Origin of the sequence: Methylobacterium sp. WL120 (genome assembly GCF_008039465.1) — a bacterium.
GTDB lineage: Bacteria > Pseudomonadota > Alphaproteobacteria > Rhizobiales > Beijerinckiaceae > Methylobacterium > Methylobacterium cerastii.
This window is the reverse complement of sequence record NZ_VRUT01000007.1, coordinates 44,766-66,479: the sequence shown is the minus strand read 5'-3', so window position 1 is coordinate 66,479 and position 21,714 is coordinate 44,766. Positions and strand designations below refer to the sequence as shown.

The window sequence follows — 21,714 nt, the reverse complement described above, 5'->3', positions numbered from 1 at the left end:
CCCCGGCGGCGGCGGCCGCGCCACGCCGCTTCACCCCGAGCGTGGTGGAGGGCGGGCGCGCCAAGGCGGTGCCGCCTCGGCCGACGACGCAGATGGTCGACGACAGCGGTCGCTCCGTGTTGATCCCGGTGATGGGCCGGATCGCCGCCGGAACACCGATCTCGGCGATCCAGAACCAGAGCCACGCGATCACGATGTCGCCGGACTTCCTGGCCGGCGGCGAGCACTACGCACTGGAGGTCCGCGGCGATTCGATGGTCGAGGCTGGCATCCTCGACGGCGACCTCGTGGTAATCCGCAAGCAGGACACCGCCAACACCGGCGACATCATCGTCGCGCTGATCGACGATGAGGAGGCGACGCTGAAGCGCCTGCGCCGGCGCGGCTCGTCGATCGCACTGGAAGCGGCCAACCCCGCTTACGAAACCCGCGTGCTCGGGCCGGATCGCGTCCAGATCCAGGGGCGGTTGGTCAGCCTCGTCCGCCGTTACTGAAGCGTCTCCGCCGGCATCTCGGCGTCGGGGCCGTCCGCGGCCGGGTCGTCGGGCGCCGGTTCGGTCCGCGGATTCGGCGGCGCCATGCCCTGGAAAGGTACGTACTTCGGCTTGATCTCGCCGGGTAAAGGCGATTCTGGCACCGGCTGGTCGGCTGGCTTGGCCGGCACGCGGGCTTGGGCCGGTCGCCACGGCAGCGTCCGCCCCGGCTCGCGGGTCCGACTCACCGTGAAGCCGTCCGGCTGTAGGCGGATCGCCACCGCGCCGTAGGCGGCGAGGTAGGCGCGATCGATGACGAGGGCTGCGGCGCAGCCGGGCGGCGCGGAGAGCGGCGTGATCAGCACCGCGGCGTTGGCGCAATCCTGGGCGAAGCCGCGGCGGTCCTTCACGAGCGCCACCGCGCGGCCGTCGGCGAGCCGTAGGACGCAACCGATCCGATCACACGTAGCGCCCCCGGTCGCCTGCGCGCCGGTCCGTCCGTCGCCGTCGGCCTTCAGCCATTGCTCCAGCACGAAGTTCGACGGCTTGCCGAGGGCGACGAGGCTGCCGTCGATCCGGCGCACCGCGGCACCGCTGCCCTGGCGATCGACGTAGATGTCGAAGCGGGCCGGCGCCGTCGCGAGGCCGAGCCCCAGCAGCGCCGGCGGCAGGGCGAGCCAGCGCAGGCGCGAGACCGGCAGCGTCGCGAGCAGGAGCGCCGCGGCGAGGCACCCGAGCGCGCCGGTGCCGAAAGCCGGAACCACCACGTTGGCGCGACCGAGCCCCTCGATCCAGCCGGAGATCGTCAGCATCCCCCGCACTGCCAGGCCCATCAGCCACCAGACCGGCTGATCGAGGGCGAACGGGTAGGCGACGATGCCGAGCACCGCCGCCGGCATCACCGCGAGCGAGACCAGCGGCAGCGTGAGCGCGTTACCGATCAACCCGAAAGGCTGCACCGTCTGAAAGTGGTAGGTCGCGAAGGGTGCGGTGGCGACCTGGGCCACCAGCGTCGTGCCGAGCGTGCCGACGACCGTCGTCAGCCCCAGGGCGATCAGCCGGCCGATCCGCCCAGCGCCGTCGCGGCGGAACAGGCGCCCGTCGATCAGCCGGGCGCAGGCGATGAGGCCGGCCACCGCCCCAAACGACATCTGGAAGCTCGGGCCGAGCAGCCCCTCCGGCTCGTGCGCCAGCGCGATGAGCGCGGCGAGGGCGAGGTTGCGCATGCTCAACGCCGGGCGATCGACCAGGATCGCGCCGAGCATGATCAGGGTCATGACGAGTGAGCGCTCGGCGGCGATGTCCCAGCCGGAGAAGACGCAGTAGGCGGTGACGCCGACCATCGCCAGCGCCGCGGCGATCTTCTTGATCGGCCAGGCCAGCGCGAGGAACGGCACCAGCGCGAGCCCGGCCCGCACGAGCCAGAACACGACGCCGGCCGCCAGCACCATGTGGAGTCCCGAGATCGAGACCACGTGATAAATTCCGGCCGCCCGCAAGGTGTCGTTGGTCGCCGGCGCGATCAGCCCGCGCTTGCCGGTCACGAGGGCGGCCGCGACCGCGCCGGCCTGGCCGCCGTTGGCGTCGGTGATCCGGCGGGTGAGCGCGTTTCGAGCGTCGTCCACCGCAGCCGCAAGGCGGAGCGACCACGGCACCGGCTCCGGCGGCGGCTTCACCGCGATCTTTCCCAACAAGGAGCCGACCGCGCCGATGCCGCGGAAGTAGGCGTCGCGGGCGAAGTCGTAGCCGCCCGGCCGCGCCGCCTCCGGGGGCGGCAGCAGGCGGGCGGTGGCGGCGATGAAGTCGCCCGGGCGCAAGGGCGGCGCCTTCTTGAACGAGACGCGGACGCGGACCGGGCGCTCGGCCGCCGCCATCGTGCCGAGGCTCGCGACCCGGACCACGAGGCGGGCGCCCTCCTCCCGCTCCTCCAGCGACTCGATCAGCCCTTCGAGCGGCGCGATCATCGTGCGGGTCAGCACGGGCGCGGCCACTCGCGACACCCGCAGGGCGCTCGCCGAGAACCCGAGGAGCGCTGCGGCAAGCCCGAGCACAATCGCCAAAGCCACCGGCCGACCACCGAGGAACGGCAGGGTCGCGGCGCAGGCCGCCGCCGCAGCGAGGGGGGCCCAGAGCGCGGGCATCCCGTCGGTGGCGGTGAAGAACACAAGGATGCCGGCACCGAAGGCGACCGCGAGCCAGGGGAACAGCCGGCGCTGCTCGGCCTCGATCACAAGGCCGCCGACGACCCAGCCGCGCAAAGCCGGCCCGAGCACGGCGGGCGCGAGGAAGCGCCCGATAGCCGGTCCAGCGACGGCCCGTCCCGTCGATCGTACGATGTCCCGCGCCATGATCGGCACACCGGCCGGCGCGAGGCCGCTGCGCCGTCGCGGATTGTTAACGCATCCGCGCGGGCGTGCTAGAGCCGTGCGAACCGGGTGCCGGTGCAGGTCCCCAGCTTTGCGTGCGTCGTCGCGGACGCCGAACCGCCTTTCCCTTCGCCGCGGAGCGATCTAGACGCGCGCAACCGGATCGGTCGATCCGCGCCGCGACCAGGGTGCTCCTCGCCCCTTCACCAGAAGATCCATCGTCCGATGTCGTCAGCCGTCGTCACGCGCTTCGCGCCCTCGCCCACGGGCTACCTCCATATCGGCGGTGCCCGCACGGCGCTGTTCAACTGGCTCTACGCCCGCCGGATGGGCGGCCGGATGCTGCTGCGAATCGAGGACACCGACCGCGAGCGATCGACGCAAGGGGCGATCGACGCCATCCTCGACGGGATGCGCTGGCTCGGGCTCGACTGGGACGGCGACGTGGTGTTCCAGTACGCCCGCGCCGAGCGCCACCGCGAGGTCGCCGAGAATCTGCTGGCCTCGGGCAACGCCTATCGCTGCTACGCGACGCAGGACGAGCTGACGCAGATGCGTGAGCAGGCGCGGGCCGCCGGCAAGCCGCTGCGCTACGACGGGCGCTGGCGCGACCGCGACCCGTCCGACGCGCCGGCGGGGGTAAAGCCGGTGATCCGGCTGCGCGCCCCGAGCGAGGGCGAGACGGTGGTGGACGACGCGGTGCAGGGCCGCGTCACCTGGGCCAACCGCGACCTCGACGACCTCGTGCTGCTGCGCTCGGACGGCAACCCGACCTATATGCTCGCCGTCGTCGTCGACGACCACGACATGGGCGTGACCCAGGTGATCCGCGGCGACGACCACCTCACCAACGCGGCCCGCCAGAGCCAGATCTTTGCAGCGCTGGGCTGGGAGGTGCCGCGGATGGCGCACATCCCGCTGATCCACGGGGCCGACGGGGCCAAGCTGTCCAAGCGCCACGGCGCGCTCGGCGTCGACGCCTACCGCGACCTCGGCTACCTGTCGGCGGCGCTGCGCAACTACCTCGTCCGCCTCGGCTGGAGCCACGGCGACCAGGAGGTGTTTTCCACTGAGGAGATGGTGGCGGCCTTCGACCTCAAGGCGATCGGCCGCTCGCCGGCGCGGTTCGACTTCGCCAAGCTCGAGAACCTCAACGGCCTCTACATCCGCGGCGCAGCGGATGGGGACCTGGTCGACGCGATCGAGCGCATCCTGCCGAACGTCGGCCCGGAGCGCGGCCTCATCGCCCCCCTCGCGCCGGACCTGCGCGAAAAGCTCGTCGCGGCGATGCCGGGGCTGAAGGAGCGGGCCAAGACCCTGATCGAGCTGCTCGACAGCGCCTACTACCTGACCGCCGCGCGGCCGCTGGTTCCGGACGAGAAGGCCGCCGCCCTTCTCACCGACGAGGCCCGCGCGCGGCTCGCCGCAATCCTGCCGGCGCTCGAGGCCCTGCCCGAGTGGAGTGCCACCACGACGGAAGCCGCAGTGCGCCTTTTCGCCGAGACCGAGGGGCTGAAGCTCGGGCAGGTGGCGCAGCCGCTGCGGGCGGCGCTCACCGGCCGCACCACCTCGCCGCCGCTGTTCGACGTGATGGCGGTCCTCGGCCGTGAGGAAAGCCTCGCCCGCCTCGCCGACCGGATCACGAAAAGCTGAGGCTTTCGCCGCAGCGCACGCACGGCCCGGTTTTCGCTTGGCGTCGGGGCGTGGTTGTCATCCGCGCCGTTGCTGGCGCCCGGCCGATCCGCTAACCGGTGGGCCTGTGAGCACCTGCAGCAAAATGCAGGTGACTTCGGGTCCAGGGCGGCGCGGAGCCGAGCCTTGGGCCGGCACCAATTCGTTGCCAGGAAAGGGTCCACGTTCCATGAGCGCAGCCAGCACCATCACCGTGGACGGCAAAGAGGTCTCTCTGCCGGTCAAGAGCGGTACGATCGGCCCCGACGTCGTCGATATCGGCAAGCTCTACGCGCAGACCGGCGCCTTCACCTTCGACCCCGGCTTCACCTCGACCGCCTCGTGCGAATCGAAGATCACCTACATCGACGGCGACGAGGGCGTGCTGCTCTATCGCGGCTACCCGATCGAGCAGCTCGCCGAGCAGGGCGACTTCCTCGAGACCTGCTACCTGATGCTGTTCGGCGAGCTGCCGACGCCGGGTCAGAAGGCCGACTTCGACTACCGCGTCACGCGCCACACCATGGTGCACGACCAGATGAACCGGTTCTTCACCGGCTTCCGCCGCGACGCGCACCCGATGGCGGTGATGGTCGCCTCCGTCGGCGCGCTCTCGGCCTTCTACCACGACTCGACCGACATCACGGACGAGAGCCAGCGCATGATCGCGTCGATGCGCATGATCGCCAAGATGCCGACGCTAGCGGCGATGGCCTACAAATACTCGATCGGCCAGCCGTTCGTGTATCCGAAGAACGATCTCGACTACACCTCGAATTTCCTGCGGATGTGCTACGCCGTCCCGTGCGAGGACTACCAGGTCAACCCGATCTTTTCGAAGGCCCTGGACAAGATCTTCATCCTGCACGCCGACCACGAGCAGAACGCCTCGACCTCGACGGTGCGGCTCGCGGGCTCGTCGGGCGCGAACCCGTTCGCCTGCATCGCGGCCGGCGTCGCCTGCCTGTGGGGGCCGGCGCATGGCGGCGCTAACGAGGCGGCCTTGAAGATGCTGATGGAGATCGGCACGCCGGACCGCGTCGATCAGTACGTCGCCAAGGCCAAGGACAAGAACGACCCGTTCCGCCTGATGGGCTTCGGCCACCGGGTGTACAAGAACTACGACCCGCGCGCGCGGATCATGCAGAAGACCACCCACGAGGTGCTGAAGGAACTCGGCAAGAACGACGATCCGCTGCTTGAGGTCGCGATGAAGCTCGAGGAGATCGCCCTCAAGGACGAGTACTTCATCGAGAAGAAGCTCTACCCGAACATCGACTTCTACTCGGGCATCACCCTGAAGGCGATGGGCTTCCCGACCGACATGTTCACGGTGCTGTTCGCGGTGGCGCGCACCGTCGGCTGGATCGCGCAATGGGCCGAGATGATCGAGGATCCCTCGCAGAAGATCGGCCGCCCGCGCCAGCTCTACGTCGGCCCGACCAAGCGCGACTACGTCGGCATCAACGAGCGCGGCTGACGGCTGGTCTACCCTCCCCCCTCTGCGGGGGAGGGATGAGACGCTCAGCCCTTGATCGCAGCCAGAACCACCCGCGCCGCGCTGCGGCTCGGCGCCTCGTCGCCGGGGAGCCGCATCAGGCCGTCGATGCGCTTCAGGGCCGCCACCTGGCGGTCGCGCGCGGTGCCGCCGGTGACGAGGGGGGCGAGCGCCGCGGCGAGGCGGTCCTCGGTGCACTCGGCCTGAACGAATTCCGGCATGGCGTTCTCGGACAGGATCAGGTTCGGCAGCACGATGGTCGGCACCTGGATCAGGCGCCGGGCCACCGCCTCCTCGACCCGCGAGACCTTGTAGGCCACCACCATCGGCACCCCCGCCAGCGCGAGTTCCAGCGTCACCGTGCCGGAGGCGGCGAGCGCGGCCCGCGCTTGGCGGAAGGCGGCATATTTCGCGGTCTCGCCCGCGACGATGCGCACGGGCGCGTTCCAGGCGTTTGCCATGCGCTCGATCAGGGCGCGGTGCCGGGTGACCGCAGGCAGCACCGCTTCGATCGGGCCGACGTCCCGCGCCAGCCGCGCCAGCGTCCGGCCGAAGACCGGCATCAGCCGCTCGATCTCGGAGCGGCGAGAGCCCGGCAGCACCACCACGCGCCACGGCACGGCCTCCCGCAGGGCGGCGTCCGACGCGTCCGGCCGCAGCTCCGAGAACCGCTCGATCAGGGGGTGGCCGACATAGGTGCAGGGCGGCCCGTTCAGCCGTAGGTGCGCCGCCGGCTCGAACGGCAGCAGCGCCAGCACGTGATCGACGAACCCCCGCATCGAGGCCGCCCGCCACGGCCGCCACGCCCACACGCTCGGCGAGACGTAGTCGACGATCGGGATCTCCGGGGCGCGCTTGCGCACGCGCGAGGCGACCGCGTGGGTGAAGCCGGGGCTGTCGATGATGACGAGCACGTCCGGGCGGTTGGCGACCACGTCGTCCACGGTCTGGCGGATGCGGCGCAGCAGCGTGCGTAGGCGCGCCAGCACCGGCAGGTAGCCCATCACCGCCACGTCATCGAGGGGGAAGAGCGAGGTCAGCCCCCGCGCCGTCATCGCCTCCCCGCCGACGCCGCCGAAGGTTACCGGGCCGGGCGCGGCCTCGCGCAGCGACGCCATCAGCTTGGCGCCGAGCTGGTCGCCGGAATCCTCGCCCGCCACGAGCCAGATCTTCATGGGCCGACTCCGATGCCGATCAGGAAGAGGCCGAGCCGGTCGGCCTCGGCGATCGTTTCCGGGCGGTCGATCAACAGGGTGCGGCCGGCCTCCACCGCGAGGCCGACGCAGCCGGCGGCGGCCGCGTTGCGGACGGTCCGCGGGCCGATCGCCGGCAAGTCGATGCGCAAGTCCTGGCCGTCCTTGGCGCACTTCACCAGGACGGTCGCAGGCAGCGCCCGCATGCGGCCCCAGGGCAACAGATCCCAAGGCTTCCGTGCGAGCGCGCGGGCGCGGGCGAGCATGCGGTCGGTGCCCTCCGGCCCCTCGACCGCGAGCACCCGGTCGGCCGCCACCACTACCGCTTGGCCGACATCGAAGGACGAGAGCGCGGCCAGCACCGCCCGGCCGGTCGCGATGGAGGCCTCGCCCGCCGCGTCCGGCCGGTGGCCGCCGATCGTGCCGGCGGGGCTCAGCAGGTCGGGGGCGACCTCGTGGACGCCGCAGACGGTGTGGCCGTTCTCCTCCAGCAGCGCGAGGGCGCCGCGCAGCAGCCGGTCGTCGCCGCCGTCGGCGAGGTTTCGGAGCGCGACCCGGTTGCGGAAGGCGGCGGCCGCGTTGAGGATCGCGGCGGGGCTCGGCCGCGCGACGCCGCCGGCCGGCACGACGGTGGCCGGCCCCCAGCCTTCGAGGATGCGCAGGGTCTCACCGATGTCGAGGAGGTCGACCGTGGCGTCGGCCCGCTCGCGCAGGGCGTGGTCGGTGAAGCCGCGCAGCGCCAGCACCTTGAAGGCGCGGCCGGCACGATCGAGGGAGTGGGCGACCTGTTCCGGCAGGCGCCCGGCGCCTGCGACCAGCACCAGCCTCGCGTCCGGCCGTGCGGCCCGAGGAGCCGACATCGGCGGGCTCAGGCGCCGCCGATGGGAGCCGGCGCCTCGCGCGGCGTGCAGATCGAGCGCTTGCCGCCGGCGCGGATGAAATCGAGGATCTCGCGGACCGCCGGGTGGCTCTCGAACTCCGAAGCCACGTCTTCCACCCGCTCCATCAGCGTGCCCTCGGCCGCGAAGAGCGAACGGTAAGCGCGGCGCAGCGCATGGATGTCTTCGCGGGCGAAGCCCCGTCGCTGGAGGCCGACGATGTTGAGGCCCGAGAGCGAAGCGCGGTTGCCGAGCGCCATGCCGTAGGGGATGCAGTCGTTCTCCAGGGCCGACAGACCGCCGACGAAAGCATGCGCGCCGACGCGGGCGAACTGGATCACCGCGGCGCCGCCGCCGAGGATCGCGTAGTCGCCGACGCTGCAATGGCCGGCGAGCATGACGTTGTTCGAAAAGATCACGTCGCTGCCGACATGGCCGTCATGGCCCACATGGGCGTTGGCCAGGAAGGTGCAGCGGTCGCCGACCACGGTCTCCAGGCCGCCGCCCTCGGTGCCCGGATTCATGGTCACGCCCTCGCGGATCAGGCAATCGGAGCCGATCCGCAGCGTCGAGGCCTCGCCCTTGTACTTCAGGTCCTGCGGCGGGTGGCCGATCGAGGCGAAGGGATAGATCTTCGTCCGCGCGCCGATCCGGGTGTCGCCCGCCACCACCGCGTGGCTCACGAGCTCGCAATCGACGCCGAGCACCACCTGCGGGCCGACATGGCAGAACGGCCCGATGCGGCAGCCGTCGCCGATCTCGGCGCCGTCCTCGACGATCGCGCTCGAATGGATCGCGGGCGCGCTCACGCGGTCACCAGCATGGCCCCGATGTCGGCCTCCGCCACGAGGACGCCGTCGACGCGGGCCTCTCCGTGGAACCACCACATCGTCTTGCGATTGTTGGTCTTCTTCATGTGGAAGCGGACCTGGTCGCCCGGCACCACCGGCTTGCGGAACTTGCACTTGTCGATGGTCATGAAGAACACTTGCTTGGTCTGCACGTTGCTCTCCATGATGTGCCGGCAGCAGATCGCGCCCGCCGTCTGGGCCATGCCCTCGATCAGCAGCACCCCGGGGAACACCGGCATGTTCGGGAAGTGCCCGGTGAATTGCGGCTCGTTGACGGTGACGTTCTTGATGCCGATGCAGCTCTCGTCGCCGTCGATCTCGATGATCCGGTCGATCATCAGGAACGGGTAGCGGTGCGGCAGCAGCTCAAGCACCTTCTGGATGTCGGCCGAGCCGAGTTCACGCGCCGTCTCACTCATCGATCTCTTCGATCCTCGCCTCGACGCCGCGCATCCGCGCCCGCCCGTCGTCACCGATCCCCGTCCTTTCGACCCAAACGGCGCCCGGATGCAAGCGCGGCCGACGCCGGATCTTGGACGATCAGGGCCTTGGACGATCGGGAGCTTGGACGATCAGCCCTTGTCGGCAGGCTCGTCGCGGCCGCTGCGCTCGGCGAGGCGGGCGAGCGTGGTCAGCTCGCGGAACCAGGCGCGGACGGGCTTGGCCGGCGTGCCACCCCAGCGGCTGCCGGGCGGCACGTCGCGGTTGACGTTGGAGGAGCCGGCGATCTGCGACCCGCGGCCGATGCGAAGGTGGCCGACGACCCCGACCTGCCCGCCGAGTACGACGTAGTCCTCCAGCGTCGTCGAGCCGGAGATGCCGACGCCCGAGACGATCACGCAGTGGCGGCCGATCACCACGTTATGGGCGATCTGCACGAGGTTATCGATCTTGGTGCCCTCGCCGATCACCGTGTCGCGCGAGGCACCGCGGTCCACCGTCGTGTTGGCGCCGATCTCGACGTCGTCCTGCACGATCACCCGGCCGACCTGCGGCACCTTGAGGTGGGTCGCGCCCATGTGGAAGCCGAAGCCGTCCTGGCCGATGCGGGCGCCGGGATGGAGGATGACGCGGTTGCCGATGAGCGCGTGGCTCAAGGTGACGCCGGCGCCGACGGCGCAATCCCGCCCGATCCGCACGTTGGGGCCGATGCTGGCGCCGGGGCCGATCACCGTGCCCGCGCCGACCTCGGCCCCGGGACCGACGACCGCGCCGGGATCGACCGTGACGCCGTCTTCCAGGCGCGCGTCGGGGTGGACGTGGGCGCCCGGCGCGACGCCACGGGCGCCGAACTGCGAACCGGGGCGGAGCGCGTCCGGATGCAGACGGCCGAGGAGGTCGGCGTAGACGCGGTAGGGATCGCGCAGGACGAGCCCGGCGGTGCCGGCGGGGACGCGGGCGGCGAAGCGCGGGGCGACGAGGCAGATGCCGGCCCGGGTCGCGGCGAGCGCCTCGCCGTAGCGGGCGTTGTCCATGTAGGCGAGGTCGTGCGACCCCGCGGTTTCCAGGGGCGCGGCGGCGTCGACCCGATGCGCCGGATCGAAGCCCTCGGGCACGGGAAGGCCCGCCGCCTCGGCGACGTGGCCGAGGGTCAGACCGGGCTGTGGGATGAAGAAGACGGGATCAGGCATGCACGACAACGCGCCGCCCCGGGAAACCCGAGGCGGCGCGCGACCTTTTTTCCGAGATCAGAACCGCGAGCCGCCGGAGAAGCGGAACGCTTGCGTCTGGTCCGCGCCGATATGGCCGTACTTGCCGAGCGTCGGCACGAAGACCTTCACGCCTTCGTCCTTGCTGAGGGCATAGGCGTAGTCGAAGCGGATCGGACCGAGCGGCGAGTTCCACAGGATCGAGGCGCCGACCGACGAGCGAATCGTGGTCTTGTCGCGGACGTTCACGCATTCCGGCTCGACGCCGATGCTGAAGGCGTTGAAGTTGCAGGCGCCGCCGGGTGCGGTGCCGTTGATGAAGTTGTCGCCGTTCACGTCGAAGTTCGTGCGGCCGTGATAGCCGAACAGCGTGCCGGCGTCGGCGAAGACCGCGCCCTTCAGGCCGAGATCACGCGGCACGTAGGGGAGCGGGAACTGGATCTCGAGGGTGCCGCCGACGTAGGTCGAGCCGCCGATGGCGTTGGAGCGGGCGTCGGTGGTGCCGACGTCGCGCGGTCCGATGCCGTTGGGGGCGAATCCGCGGACGAGCGACGGCCCGAGGAAGAACTGGTCGGTGATGCGCAGCGGGTTGCTGTCGAGCGCCTCGATGTGACCGCCCTGGATGCGGACGAAGCCGACGACGTCCTCGTAGAGCTCCTTGTAGTACCGGGCGTCGCCGGTGACGCGGAAGAACTTCGAGTCGCCGCCGAGACCCGCAAGGTCGGGCTTCAGCTCGGCGTAGAGGCCGTTGCGCGGTGCGCCGATCACGTCGAGCGTCGAGTAGGCCAGCGTGAGGCCGGCGAGCGAGGTGAGCGTGTTGCCCTGCGAGCCCTTGATCGCGATCGACGCTTCGCCGTTGTAGGCGCAGTTCGGGTAGGAGGCGAGGCCGACGCGGCTCCGGCCGGTCGCGGGATCGACCGTCCCACGCGCGTCGTTGGCGGTGTAGACGTCGGTGAGGCCCGGGATCGGGTTCGAGCAGTCGTTGTAGGGCTGCTTGATCGAGTTCGGGACCTTCAGCTCGGTGTTGTACAGCGAGTAGCGCAGCGTGACGCCGAACTGCTCGGTCACCGGCAGGCCGATGCGGAGCTGGCCGCCGTAGACGGTGGTCTCGTAGCGCGAGTAGCGGGTCAGGTCGCTGTACTTGTAGAACGCGTCGAAGCCGGCGGCGAGGCGATAGCCGAGGAAGTACGGCTCCGTGAACGAGAAGTCGACGCCGCGGGAATACTGACCGCCGGTTCCGGCGAGGCGGACGTACTGGCCGCGGCCGAGGAAGTTCGACTCGGAGACCGAGACCTCGCCGATGATGCCGTCCTGGGTGGAGTAGCCGCCGGCCACCGAGAACGAGCCCGTGGGCTGATCCTCGACGTCGATGTTGATCACGACGCGATCGGGCGAGGAGCCCGGCTCGTTCGAGAAGCGGACCTTCTTGAAGAAGCCCAGGCCGTTCAGGCGGCGCTCGGCCCGGTCGGTCAGCACGCGGTTGTAGGCGTCGCCCTCGGCGATATCGAGCTCACGGCGGATGACGTAGTCGCGCGTGCGGGTGTTGCCGCGGATGTTGATGCGCTCGACGTAGACGCGCGGGCCGTCCTCGACGACGAAGCCGAGGGAGACCTGGTGGGTCGCGCGGTCGCGCTGGCCGGTCGGGCGGACCTGGGCGAAGGGGTAGCCGGCACGCGCCACGTCGTTGGTCAGGCCCGACAGGGTCTTCTCGACGTCCTCGGCGTTGTAGATGTCGCCGACCGCGGTGCGGACCTCGCCGTCGAGGCGCGTCGTGTCGAGGCCCGGCAGGCGAGAATCCACCGCCACGGCGCCGACGGTGTACTGCTCGCCTTCCTCGACGGTGACCGTGATCACCCAGCCGTTGGCGTCCGGGCCCTCGACGTAGCGGGCGTCGGCGTTGACGATGCGGAAGTCGGCGTAGCCCTTGCGCAGGTAGTAGCGGCGGACGAGGTCGAGGTCGTTGGCGATGCGATCGGGATCGTAGACGTCGGAGGTCTTGATGAACGACAGGAAGTTCATCTCGGACGAGGAGACCAGCCCCTTCAAGGTCCGCTCGCTCACGGCGCTGTTGCCGACGAAGCTGATCGACACGATGCCGGTCTTGTCGCCCTCGTCGATCTGGTAGATCACGTCGACCGAGCCGTTCGGCAGATCGACGGTGCGGTAGGTGACCTTGGCGGTCCCGCGGCCGGCGCGGCGGTAGACTTCCTTGATCCGGGCCATGTCGGACTTGATCACGGCCTCGTTGAAGGCGCCGCGAGCTTTCGCCTCGACCTGACCTTCGAGGGTCGCCTTCTCGATCTTCTTGTTGCCCTCGAACACGACCCGGTTGATCAGGTTGTTCTCGCGGACCGTCACGACGGTGCGACCGCCGCTGGCGGCGACCTTCACGTCGGCGAACATGCCGCTCGCGAGCAGGTTGCGGCGGGCTTCCTCGGCGGAGCCCGATGCGGTGCCGGTGACGTAGGAACGGATGGTGTCGGCGTCGACGCGCCGGTTGCCCTGGACGACGATCTGCTGGGCCTGCGCGACCCCGGTCAGCGCAATGCCCGCCGCGGCGGCTAGGACGATGGTCCGCTTCACCGACTTGCGCCGGTGCTTCCCCGTCATCGACATCATCTATTCGCCCGTCTGTCTTATTATCGGATCGGGTTCGCACCCGCCACGGGCGGCCGTTGACCGGCCGTCCCGTAATACCTGGTCCAAGCGTAGCTCTTACCGGGATTCCCAAGCCAAGCAAACGGCGCGGGAGGCCCCATGACCTGGATTTTGGAGGGCCGTGGCCTTCAGGCCACTTAACGGTGACGCGAAGTTCCCGTCCAATTCGTCGCAGGGTAAACGAATGGTAAATCCCTGCCGCATCACGACATTCCTGGCGCGAATGGGATCGCCGCAACGCCTTCGAAACCATCTGGAGGCGTCTCGGCGGGTGCGGTGCCGCGGCCCGATCGGGCGCCCGGCGAGGCTCCCGCGGGCCCAATCACGGCGGGAATGCGGCGCCCCGCGCCGGGCGCCCGCCGAAGGGCGCCGCGACGCTCAGGTCGCGCGCCAGGAGGCGCCGAGGTTGAGGATGTCGTTCCAGGCCGCGAAGATCATCAGGACCAGCACGAGCGCGAGCCCGAGTCGGAAGCCGATCTCCTGCGCACGCTCGCTCAAGGGGCGGCCGCGCACCACCTCGAAAGCGTAGAACAGCAGGTGCCCGCCATCGAGCAGCGGCACCGGGAACAGGTTGAGCAGGCCGATCGAGACCGAGAGCAGCGCGATCAGCCCGATCAGCCCGCCGATGCCGCCGACCTTGGCGACCTCGCCGGAGACGCGGGCGATGCCGATCGGGCCGGAGAGCTGGTCGGCGGATTCGCGGCCGGTCACCAGCTTGCCGAGGTAGGAGAAGGTTCGCTCCACCACGAACGCGGTCTCGTGGACGCCGAGCCCGAGGGAGGCGACGGGGCCGTAGGTGACGAGCTTCGCCTCGGAGGCTGCCGGCGAGCGGATGCCGAGGCGCCCGATCCGGTGGCGGCCGAACTTGGTGCTCTCCTCGTAGACGGCCGGGGTCGCGACGATCGGGACGTCGGCCCCGGCGCGCTCGACGACGAAGTTCAGCGGCGTCCCGGCGCTGCCGGTGACGATGCGGTACATCGCGTTGAAGTCGGCGACCGGCTCGCCGTCGATGCTCTTCACGAGGTCGCCGGGCTGGAAGCCGGCCTGCGCGGCGGCGCTGTTGGGGTCGATCGCCGAGACCCGGGCCGGCAGCTCCATGCGGCCGCCGAGCCAGATCGCGCCGGCGAACAGCAGGATCGCCAGGATGAAGTTCGCCACCGGGCCGGCGACGACGATCGCCGCGCGCTTGGCCACCGGCTGGGTCGGGAAGCTGGTCGCCCGCTCCTGCGGGGTCATCCGCGCGATCGCCTCGGGCGAGGGTACGCTGGCGCCGTTGGCGTCGCCGTGGAACTTGACGTAGCCGCCGAGCGGGATGGCGCAGAGCTTCCAGCGGGTGCCATGCCGGTCGTTGAAGCCGACGAGCTCCGGCCCGAAGCCGATCGAGAAGGCGTGGACGCCGACGCCGCACCAGCGGCCGACGAGGAAGTGCCCCATCTCGTGGACGAAGACCACGACGGTCAGAACGAACAGGAACGGGATCACCGCACCGAAGAAGCCGGTGGCCGTGCCGCCCATCGCGGTCAGGAAATCCATGCGTCGATCCTCGGGCCGCGCGCGGGCCCAGCGTTCCGTCCTAGCAGATCGGTGCCGTGGTGATCCAACGCAAACCTGCGCGACCCGATCTCCAGCGTGGCACGAGCGCGCGCGCCGCGACGCCTGCGGGGCGCACGCCGTGGTTTTCCCCGCAATCCCGTCCTTCGAACGCCGCTTGCGAACGCCGCCTGCGAACCCAGCTTGCGAACGCAGCCTGGCCCGATGCGTCAGTGCCCGCCGCCGCCGGCGACGGCCGCCGGCTTACGGATCAGGGGGGTGGCGAGCGCCATCGTCAGGAACAGGCCGGTGAGCACCAGGAACACGTCCTCGAAGCTCATCACCAGGCCCTGCATCCGCACGGTGTTGGTCATCGCCTTCAAGGCCATCTTCTCCGCGTCGCCCCCGGTCGCCTCGAACTGGCGCCGCATCGCGTCGAGGCGCTCCAGGGCCGCGCCGTTGGCCCAGGTGAAGCGCTCGTGCAGGCGGGCGAGGTGCAGGTCCCAGCGGTCGTTGAGCAGGGTGTTGATCAGTGCGAGCCCCACCGCGCCGCCGAGGTTGCGGGTGAGGTTGTAGAGACCCGACGCGTTCTTGATCCGGGCCGGCGGCAGGGTGCCGAGCGCGATGTTGTTGATCGGGATCATGCACAGCATCAGCGAGCAGCCGCGCAGCACCTGCGGCCACAGCAGCTCCCAGAAGTCCCAATCCTTGGTCAGGCCGGTGACGATCCAGGTTCCGGCGGCGAAGCCCGTGAACCCGATCGCCATGAGGATGCGCGGATCGACCTTGCCGGAGAAACGCCCGGCGATCGGTGCGGTGGCGAACATGCACAGGCCCGAGACGAACATCGTCTCGCCGATCTGCAGCGCCGAGTAGCCGCGGACCCGGGCGAGGTAGACCGGATAGAGGTAGGTCAGCCCATACAGGCCGATGCCGAGGACGAAGCTCGCGGCGCAGCCGGCGGCGAAGTTCCGGTCGGTGAAGGCGCGCAGGTCCACGATCGGTTGTTTCGCGGTGAAGACCCGCCAGAAGAAGCCGACCGCCGACACCACGCCGATCACGGCGCAGATCGCCACCGCGTCGTCCTGCAGCCAATCGTGGTTCGGTCCCTCCTCGAGAACGTATTCGAGGCAACCGAGGAAGCCGGCCATGCCGGCGAGCCCGTACCAGTCGAAGCTCTTGAACAGGTCGAGGTTCGGCTCGTCGAAGTCGACGAGGACGTAGGTCGAGACCGTGACGGCGATGCCGGGCACCACGTTGATCAGGAACAGCCAGTGCCAGGAGCCGAGATCCGTCAGGTAGCCGCCCACCGTCGGACCGATGGTCGGCGCCAGCGTCGCCACGAGGCCGATCATCGGCGAGACGATCGAGCGCTTCGACGGCGGGAAGATGGTGAAGGCGGAGGCGAACACCGTCGGGATCATGCCGCCGCCGATGAAGCCCTGCAGCGCGCGCCAGACGATCATCTCGTTGATCGAAGAGGAGGTGGCGCACATCACGCTCATCAGCGTGAAGCCGCCGGCCGAGATCACGAACATCCACCGGGTCGAGAGCACCCGCGAAAGGGTACCCGAGAGCGGGATCGAAATCACCTCGGCGATGAGATAGCTGGTCTGGACCCAGGGGATCTCGTCGCCCGAGGCCGAGAGACCGGCCTGGATCTCGTTGAGCGAGGCCGAGACGATCTGGATGTCCAGGATCGCCATGAACATCCCGAACACCATGCACAGGAACGCCACCATCCGGCGGCGGTCGAGCGGCGGCTCGGCCGCCACCGCCGGCACGGCGGGGATCGGGCCGCGGCCGAGGCCGACGGCGGCGCTCGCAGCCATGGGCGTCAGTCCTGCTTGTGCGCGGTGCGAAGCAGCGGCGCGTCGGCGCCGTCGCGGGTGTCGATGCGGACCGTCACCGACAGGCCGGGCCGGAGCAGGCCTTCGGCGGCGATGTCGGCCGGCACCTTCACCCGAACCGGCAGGCGCTGGACGATCTTGGTGAAGTTGCCCGTGGCGTTGTCGGGGGGCAACAGGCTGAAGACCGAACCGGAGGCGGGCGAGAGCGACTCGACCTCACCCTCGATCTCGCGGCCGGGATAGGCGTCGACCTCGACCTGGACGCGCTGCCCGGGGCGGACGCGCACGAGCTGCGTCTCCTTGAAGTTCGCATCGATGCGTACGCTCTTCAGCGGCACCAGAGCGGCGACGCGCGAGCCCGGCGCGACGTAGGCGCCAGCCTCGACCGCCTTGTTGCCGACCACGCCGTCGAACGGAGCCCGGATCGTCGAGAAGGCCACGTCGCGCTTGGCGCGATCGACGGCGGTGCGCAGTTCGGCGGCCAGGCTCTCGGCCTCGCGCTGCTGGGCATGCAGCACCTCGACGTTGGCCTTCGCCGCGATCAGCCCAGCCTCTGCGCCCTTCACCGCGGCGTCGGTCCGGTCGCGGTCGGCCTTGGCCTGGTCGAGGCGGGATTTGGCGACGTAGTCGGATTGCATCTGCGTCGCGCGGTTGTAGTCGGCGAGCGCGCGCACCGCGTCGGCCTTGGTGGCGTCGATCTGTGCGGCCATCTGCGCGACCTGCGCCTGGGCTGCGTCGGCCTGCCGGCCGATCCGCACGATCGTGCTTTCCTGGGTCGCGAGCTTGTCCTGCGCCGCCTGCTGCGCGAGCCGATAGTCGCCGTCGTCGAGCCGGGCGATCACGTCGCCCTTCTTCACCGACTGGCCGTTCACCACCGGCACCGCTTCGAGGTAACCGGAGACCTTGGCCGCGAGCACCGAGATGTCGGCCTGCACGTAGGCGTCGTCCGTGGACACGAAGTACCGCCTGAGCGTCCAGTACTGCCAGCCCTGGTAGCCGCCCCCAGCGAGGACCGCACAGAGCAGGCCGGCCAAGACCAGCTTCTTGCGCGAGCGCGTCTTCGCTGCCGGCGGCTCGGCGACCTTCGGGGCGGCGGGCGGCGGCTCAACCGCCTTCGGGGCAGCACGCGGCGCTTCGGCGCGGTCGTCCCGCACGGCGTCTGTCGGCTCGACCGCATCGATCCGGTCGCCATCCTCGCGCAACGACATGCCCGAAATCCCAGTCTCGAAACTTGCTGACCGAACCGTTCGGTCATCGGCGCTAAAAGTTTGACGTCCGCCGATCCAACGCGGTAAATATCATTGACCGAACGGTTCGGTCAATCAGGATCGGCAAGATGCCCGCGACCTCCGCCACGCTGGAACGAGATGCCGCGACGCCGGAAAGCGACAAGCGCCGCCAGATCCTCGACGGCGCTCGCCAGGTCTTCATGGGTGCGGGCTTCGACGGGGCGAGCATGGGCGAGATCGCCCGCACGGCTGGGGTCTCGAAAGGCACGCTCTACGTCTACTTCGACAGCAAGGAGGCGTTGTTCGAGGCGCTGACCCTGGAAGAAAAGCGCGGCCTCGCCGAGGCGCTGTTCCGGCTCGACGCCGACGACCCCGACGTCGCCGCCGTGCTGACGCGGCTCGGCACCACCTACCTCATCGAGATGGTCCGCCCCGAGCACGTGGCAGTGATCCGCATGGTGATCGGGGCGTGCGAGAAGTTTCCGCGCTTCGGCCAAGCCTTCTTCGAGGCCGGCCCGGCGATGGGCGTGGCGCGGCTCACCGCCTACCTCGACGCGCAGGTCACGGCCGGGCGCCTGAAGGCTGACGACACGAACCTCGCCGCCAAGCACTTCCTCCACCTCTGCCAGGCCGGCCTGCTGACGCGGTTGCTGTTCAACGCCGGCGATCCGGTGACGCGGGACGAGATCGACTATCGCATCCGGGAAGCCGTGCGGGTGTTCTTCGCGGGGTACGGCCCGGAGCGGTGAGGAGCCGCGTTTGGGTATGATCGGCGTCGATGCTTACCGCATCCACTCCATCATTCCGGGGCTGCGAAGCAGAACCCGGAATCCAGAACCCTAGGTCGTGATCGAGATGGCACCGTCGGCGGCTCTGGATTCCGGGCTCGCCTGCGGCGCCGCGGAATGACGGCGGAGACGGCTTACCCCGCCGCGCGCAACCGCGGCAGCGCCGCCGTGCTCCAGGCCCGGACTTCGGCATCGATGGCCAGGGCCTCCTCGACGCCGTCCGGCGCCGTGCGGTGGAGGCCTGAGAAATGCGCGATGGCGCGCTCGACGAGGTCGGCGATGCCGTAGAACGGGATCGCGCCGGCGATGAAGGCCGCCACCGCGATCTCGTTGGCCGCGTTCATCACGGTCGGCGCGGCGCCGCCCTCGGCGAGCGCCGCGCGGGCGAGCGCCAGGCAGGGGAAGCGCGCTTCGTCGGCCGCCTCGAAGGTGAGGCTGCCGAGGGCCACGAGGTCGAGGGGCCGGCCGCGGGCGATGGTCAGGCGGTCACCGAGGCCCAGGCAGTGCGAGATCGGAACCCGCATGTCGGGCAGCGCCAGCTCGGCGGTGACGGCGCCGTCGAGCCAGTAGATCATGCCGTGGATCACCGATTGCGGATGCACCACCACGTCGAGGCGGTCCGGCTCGATGCCGAACAGGTGGTGCGCCTCGATCAACTCCAGCCCCTTGTTCATCAGGGAGGCGGAATCGATGTTGATCTTCATGCCCATCGACCAGGTCGGGTGGGCGGCGGCCTCGGCCGGCGAGGCGGCCGCGATACGTTCGCGTGTCCAGGTCCGGAAGGGGCCGCCGGACGCGGTGATCATCATGGTGCGCACGTCCGCGAGCGGCCGCCCGGCCATCGCCTGGCTGAGCGCGTCGTGCTCGGAATCCATCGGCAGGATCGTCGCGCCGTAGCGCTTGGCGTCGCGCATGAAGGCGTCCCCGGCGCAGACCAGGCTCTCCTTGTTGGCGAGCGCGACCCGGCGCCCGAGGCGGAGCGCCGCGTGGGTCGGCTTCAGCCCGGCCGCGCCGCTGATCGCGGCGACGACGATGTCGGCGTCCTGCGCCACCGCGTCGAGGACCGCCGCCTCGCCCGCCCCGCTCGGGATGCCGGATCCCGACAACGCCTCGGCGAGCGCCGGCCCGCCGGCCGGGTCGGCCAAGGCGGCGAAGCGCGCCCCGGTCTCGCGCGCGACCTTGGCCAGGGCGGCGGCGTCGCGGCCGCCGACGACGGCGCCGACCCGGAAGCGGCCCGGGTGCTGGGCGACGAGGTCGGTGGTCGAGCGGCCGATCGAGCCCGTGGCGCCCAGGATGGTGACGGTGTGGGTCACGGCGTAAAACTCCGTCAGGCCGCGAGGCGGCGCAGGATCAGGTACAGGCCGGCCAGCAGCGCGACGGCGAAGAACCCGTCGAGCCGGTCCATCACCCCACCATGGCCGGGGATCGACGCGCCGGAATCCTTCACGCCGTAACGGCGCTTCAGGCCCGATTCGACGAGGTCGCCGCCCTGGCTCAGGACGGAGGCGACGGCGCTGGCGAGCCCGACCCAGACCAGCGCGGTCTCGCTGAGCGGGCTCCAGCCCTGGGCCCGGGCGAGCATGACGACGCCGATCCCGGCGGCCACCGCCCCGGCGAGGCCGCCGAGCGCGCCGGACCAAGTCTTCTTCGGCGACACCCGCGGCATCAGCTTCGGGCCACCGAGCGTCCGGCCGGTGAAGTAGGCGACGACGTCGGTCGACCAGACCACGGCGAACATCCAGGCCGGCCCGAGGATGCCGATCGTCGGCGCATCGCGCAGGGCCACCGGCACCAGGGCGATCACGGCGCCGCCGGACAGCGCACCGAGCGCCCGCAGGCGTCCAGCATTCCCCTGCGCCAGGACGAGGCAGAGCACGGCGCCGAGCACCAGGATGGCCGGCACTGCGTAGCGCGGCGCGTCGCCCTCGAAGCAGGCGGCTGCCAGGATCAGCGTGCCGGCGACGACGGCGAGGAGCGCGCGGCGCGGCACCGTGCGGCTCATGCCGATCCACTCGGCGGCCCCGACGATGCCGGCCACGAGCCAGATCGCGGCGAACGCCCAGCCGCCGAGCACCAGGGCGGCCACGACGATCGCCGCCAGCACCAGCCCCGAGACGACGCGAAGGCCGAACTCACGGTTCGCGAAAGGGTTCTTCCGGGCGCCAGCGGTGGCGTCGGGGACGGCCATCAGCGGATCTCCGGCCCTCGAAACCGCGCGAGGGCAAGATGCGCAAAATGCTTCTCCTCCACGCCGCCCAACTCCGTCACATCGTCGTTTCGGACGCGATCGATCCCGGCGCCACACATCTCGGAAGCAGTCACGGGTTCGTTCTCCACTTGGGAGAGGGAGCCGCAAGCCGCCTCACACCTGCATGATTTCCTTTTCCTTGGACGCCAGCACCCCGTCGACCTCGCCGATGTACTGGTCGGTGACCTTCTGCACTTCGGTGGCCTGGCGCTTCTCGTCGTCCTCGGAGATGGCGCTGTCCTTGAGCAGCTTCTTGAGGTGGTCGAGCCCGTCGCGGCGCACGTGGCGGACCGCGACGCGGGCCTCCTCGGTGTACTTGTGCGCGACCTTGACCATTTCCTTGCGGCGTTGCTCGTTCATCTCGGGGATGCGCAGGCGAATGGTCTGGCCTTCCGTCTGCGGGTTGAGGCCGAGGTCGGATTCGCGGATCGCCTTCTCCACCGCCGTGACCATGCCGCGGTCCCAGACCGAGATCGAGAGCAGGCGCGGCTCGGGCACGCTGACGGTGGCGACCTGCGCCATCGGCATCGAGGCGCCGTAGGCGTCGACCTGGATCGGGTCGAGGATGCTAGGGGTCGCGCGGCCGGTGCGCAGCGATCCGAGGTCCTTGGAGAGCGATGCGACGGCGCCCTGCATGCGGCGCTTGATGTCGGACAGGTCGAAGGGGGTTGGTGTAGCCATGCGGGCGGTATTCCGACGCGAAGATCAGGAGTGAGATGGGCCTAGGGGCCGTTCGGGCGTTTCCATGGACCAAAATCCGACTCGCCGCAAATGGCGTCCGTCCGGATCGGGACCGCGATCGGAGCCTCTCGGCTCGGCAGCGGGCGCGGGT

General features: G+C 70.4%; 17 protein-coding genes. 4 read left to right on the top strand and 13 right to left on the bottom strand.

Annotated elements, in window-relative coordinates:
* Positions 1-494 (top strand): transcriptional repressor LexA (gene lexA / locus FV229_RS03000; RefSeq protein ID WP_147750518.1); only part of this gene is annotated, 494 nt, incomplete at its 5' end.
* On the opposite strand, the gene FV229_RS02995 is transcribed toward lexA, so the two are convergent.
* Entirely contained in the window at positions 488-2,821 is a 2,334-nt protein-coding gene (locus FV229_RS02995; RefSeq protein ID WP_147750517.1) for a ComEC/Rec2 family competence protein, read from the bottom strand. The two genes, lexA and FV229_RS02995, sit on opposite strands and share 7 nt — an antisense overlap.
* 243 nt (positions 2,822-3,064) lie before the next feature.
* Here FV229_RS02995 and gltX point away from each other — a divergent pair, with 243 nt between their 5' ends.
* A complete protein-coding gene (gltX, locus tag FV229_RS02990) occupies positions 3,065-4,492 on the top strand; it encodes a glutamate--tRNA ligase (RefSeq protein ID WP_147750516.1) in 1,428 nt (475 codons plus the stop codon).
* Between the two features lie 208 nt (positions 4,493-4,700).
* Complete coding sequence (gene gltA / locus FV229_RS02985; RefSeq protein ID WP_147750515.1) at positions 4,701-5,990, top strand: citrate synthase; 1,290 nt, start codon at positions 4,701-4,703, stop codon at positions 5,988-5,990.
* A gap of 44 nt (positions 5,991-6,034) precedes the next feature.
* Here gltA and lpxB read toward each other — a convergent pair whose 3' ends face one another.
* The 9 genes from lpxB to FV229_RS02940 all read right to left on the bottom strand — a co-directional run bounded on the left by lpxB (position 6,035) and on the right by FV229_RS02940 (position 17,825).
* Positions 6,035-7,183, bottom strand: a complete 1,149-nt coding sequence (gene lpxB, locus FV229_RS02980) for a lipid-A-disaccharide synthase (protein WP_147750514.1) — start codon at positions 7,181-7,183, stop codon at positions 6,035-6,037.
* A complete protein-coding gene (lpxI, locus tag FV229_RS02975) occupies positions 7,180-8,061 on the bottom strand; it encodes a UDP-2,3-diacylglucosamine diphosphatase LpxI (RefSeq protein ID WP_147750513.1) in 882 nt (293 codons plus the stop codon). The genes lpxB and lpxI overlap by 4 nt, the downstream gene beginning before the upstream one ends.
* Before the next feature lie 8 nt (positions 8,062-8,069).
* Positions 8,070-8,888, bottom strand: a complete 819-nt coding sequence (gene lpxA / locus FV229_RS02970; protein ID WP_147750512.1) for an acyl-ACP--UDP-N-acetylglucosamine O-acyltransferase — start codon at positions 8,886-8,888, stop codon at positions 8,070-8,072.
* A complete protein-coding gene (fabZ, locus tag FV229_RS02965) occupies positions 8,885-9,349 on the bottom strand; it encodes a 3-hydroxyacyl-ACP dehydratase FabZ (protein WP_147750511.1) in 465 nt (154 codons plus the stop codon). The genes lpxA and fabZ overlap by 4 nt, the downstream gene beginning before the upstream one ends.
* A 153-nt stretch (positions 9,350-9,502) precedes the next feature.
* The gene (gene lpxD / locus FV229_RS02960; RefSeq protein ID WP_147750510.1) at positions 9,503-10,561 is read right to left on the bottom strand and encodes a UDP-3-O-(3-hydroxymyristoyl)glucosamine N-acyltransferase; all 1,059 of its coding nucleotides are present in this window, start codon (positions 10,559-10,561) and stop codon (positions 9,503-9,505) included.
* Positions 10,562-10,618: 57 nt separating this feature from the next.
* Positions 10,619-13,198 (bottom strand): outer membrane protein assembly factor BamA, encoded by a 2,580-nt coding sequence (gene bamA / locus FV229_RS02955; protein ID WP_147750509.1) that lies wholly within the window; start codon positions 13,196-13,198, stop codon positions 10,619-10,621.
* 417 nt (positions 13,199-13,615) lie between these two features.
* Entirely contained in the window at positions 13,616-14,770 is a 1,155-nt protein-coding gene (gene rseP / locus FV229_RS02950; protein ID WP_147750508.1) for an RIP metalloprotease RseP, read from the bottom strand.
* Positions 14,771-14,997: 227 nt separating this feature from the next.
* Positions 14,998-16,599, bottom strand: a complete 1,602-nt coding sequence (locus tag FV229_RS02945; RefSeq protein WP_147750507.1) for a DHA2 family efflux MFS transporter permease subunit — start codon at positions 16,597-16,599, stop codon at positions 14,998-15,000.
* Between the two features lie 5 nt (positions 16,600-16,604).
* Positions 16,605-17,825 (bottom strand): HlyD family secretion protein, encoded by a 1,221-nt coding sequence (locus tag FV229_RS02940; RefSeq protein ID WP_147750506.1) that lies wholly within the window; start codon positions 17,823-17,825, stop codon positions 16,605-16,607.
* 128 nt (positions 17,826-17,953) lie between these two features.
* Between FV229_RS02940 and FV229_RS02935 the strand changes: the two genes are divergently transcribed.
* A complete protein-coding gene (locus FV229_RS02935) occupies positions 17,954-18,595 on the top strand; it encodes a TetR/AcrR family transcriptional regulator (protein ID WP_147750505.1) in 642 nt (213 codons plus the stop codon).
* A gap of 173 nt (positions 18,596-18,768) precedes the next feature.
* Here the strand turns inward: FV229_RS02935 and dxr are convergent, their stop codons facing one another.
* The 3 genes from dxr to frr all read right to left on the bottom strand — a co-directional run bounded on the left by dxr (position 18,769) and on the right by frr (position 21,563).
* Positions 18,769-19,947: a 1-deoxy-D-xylulose-5-phosphate reductoisomerase gene (dxr, locus tag FV229_RS02930; RefSeq protein WP_147750504.1), complete on the bottom strand. Its 1,179-nt coding sequence runs from the start codon at positions 19,945-19,947 to the stop codon at positions 18,769-18,771.
* A 14-nt stretch (positions 19,948-19,961) separates the two neighbouring features.
* Complete coding sequence (locus FV229_RS02925; RefSeq protein ID WP_147750503.1) at positions 19,962-20,822, bottom strand: phosphatidate cytidylyltransferase; 861 nt, start codon at positions 20,820-20,822, stop codon at positions 19,962-19,964.
* A 174-nt stretch (positions 20,823-20,996) separates the two neighbouring features.
* Entirely contained in the window at positions 20,997-21,563 is a 567-nt protein-coding gene (frr, locus tag FV229_RS02920) for a ribosome recycling factor (RefSeq protein ID WP_147750502.1), read from the bottom strand.
* Positions 21,564-21,714: the final 151 nt, after the last annotated feature.

Coding starts and splice junctions, on each gene's coding strand:
- lpxB (WP_147750514.1), bottom strand. CDS start 7,183: ATGAAGATCTGGCTCGTGGCGGGCGAGGATTCCGGCGACCAGCTCGGC.
- FV229_RS02935 (WP_147750505.1), top strand. CDS start 17,954: ATGCCCGCGACCTCCGCCACGCTGGAACGAGATGCCGCGACGCCGGAA.
- FV229_RS02925 (WP_147750503.1), bottom strand. CDS start 20,822: ATGGCCGTCCCCGACGCCACCGCTGGCGCCCGGAAGAACCCTTTCGCG.
- frr (WP_147750502.1), bottom strand. CDS start 21,563: ATGGCTACACCAACCCCCTTCGACCTGTCCGACATCAAGCGCCGCATG.
- rseP (WP_147750508.1), bottom strand. CDS start 14,770: ATGGATTTCCTGACCGCGATGGGCGGCACGGCCACCGGCTTCTTCGGT.
- bamA (WP_147750509.1), bottom strand. CDS start 13,198: ATGATGTCGATGACGGGGAAGCACCGGCGCAAGTCGGTGAAGCGGACC.
- fabZ (WP_147750511.1), bottom strand. CDS start 9,349: ATGAGTGAGACGGCGCGTGAACTCGGCTCGGCCGACATCCAGAAGGTG.
- FV229_RS02940 (WP_147750506.1), bottom strand. CDS start 17,825: ATGTCGTTGCGCGAGGATGGCGACCGGATCGATGCGGTCGAGCCGACA.
- gltX (WP_147750516.1), top strand. CDS start 3,065: ATGTCGTCAGCCGTCGTCACGCGCTTCGCGCCCTCGCCCACGGGCTAC.
- lpxI (WP_147750513.1), bottom strand. CDS start 8,061: ATGTCGGCTCCTCGGGCCGCACGGCCGGACGCGAGGCTGGTGCTGGTC.
- lpxD (WP_147750510.1), bottom strand. CDS start 10,561: ATGCCTGATCCCGTCTTCTTCATCCCACAGCCCGGTCTGACCCTCGGC.
- gltA (WP_147750515.1), top strand. CDS start 4,701: ATGAGCGCAGCCAGCACCATCACCGTGGACGGCAAAGAGGTCTCTCTG.
- FV229_RS02945 (WP_147750507.1), bottom strand. CDS start 16,599: ATGGCTGCGAGCGCCGCCGTCGGCCTCGGCCGCGGCCCGATCCCCGCC.
- FV229_RS02995 (WP_147750517.1), bottom strand. CDS start 2,821: ATGGCGCGGGACATCGTACGATCGACGGGACGGGCCGTCGCTGGACCG.